Origin of the sequence: Kitasatospora nipponensis (assembly GCF_039528135.1) — a bacterium.
In the GTDB taxonomy this organism is placed as follows: Bacteria; Actinomycetota; Actinomycetes; order Streptomycetales; family Streptomycetaceae; genus Kitasatospora; species Kitasatospora nipponensis.
On sequence record NZ_BAAALF010000647.1, the window covers coordinates 1 to 790 of the forward strand.

The window sequence follows — 790 nt, forward strand, 5'->3', positions numbered from 1 at the left end:
GCACGGTTGGGGCCGCCCCAGCCGTTGCGGGAGGTGTCGATCAGCATGCCGACGTTCGACGGGAAGCCGACCTCGACCGCCTTGGCGCGGAACGCGTGGGCGTAGGACAGCTCGTCGACGTAGCGGTTGCAGTCCACCCACTTGGAGGTGCCCCGGATCGACTGGCCGCCGACGGTGTCGTTGATGGTGAAGTACGGCTCCTTCAACGTCGAGTAGTTGGCGGTGTTCACGACGAAGCCGTGCACGTTCGCCGGGGTGGAGCCGGAGGCGTTGGCGGCCTGCAGGAGCAGGCTCGCGGTGGGGCCGAAGTTGGAGTCCCAGCCCAGCCAGCCGTGGTGCCCGGCGTCGATGTAGTTGTAGACGTTGGAGATCGCGCCCAGCTTGTTCAGCGCGTAGCCGACGCCGGCCACGTAGTTGCCGTTGGCCTTCATCACGTCACAGGTCGGCGTGGCGGTGGCGGTGCCGCCCGCGTTGGTGACCAGGTTCGGCAGCGAGTCGAGCTCGATCGTGGTGACGATCCGCAGGTTCGCGTAGGCCGGGTCGGCCAGGATCGCGGCGATCGGGTCGATGAACTCGGTCTTGTAGCGGCCGATCTCGGTCGGGCCGAGCTCGCCGTTGGAGGACAGCGCGGCGCAGTCGCGGCCGGGCAGGTCGTAGATGACCACCTGGAAGACGAACGGCTTGCCCGCGGCCGTGGCCTGGTTGACGGCGGAGTTCAGGTGCGCCCGCAGGCCCATCGAACTGCTCGAGCCGTTGATCGCGGCGATCCGGTCCAGCCAGACGTAGGTCG

Annotated in this window: 1 protein-coding gene; it reads right to left on the minus strand. The window is 68.2% G+C overall.

Features of this window, described 5'->3' with window-relative positions; all coding sequences use genetic code 11:
- Window positions 1-790 (minus strand): glycoside hydrolase family 6 protein (locus ABD323_RS42470; protein WP_344447401.1); only part of this gene is annotated, 790 nt, incomplete at both ends.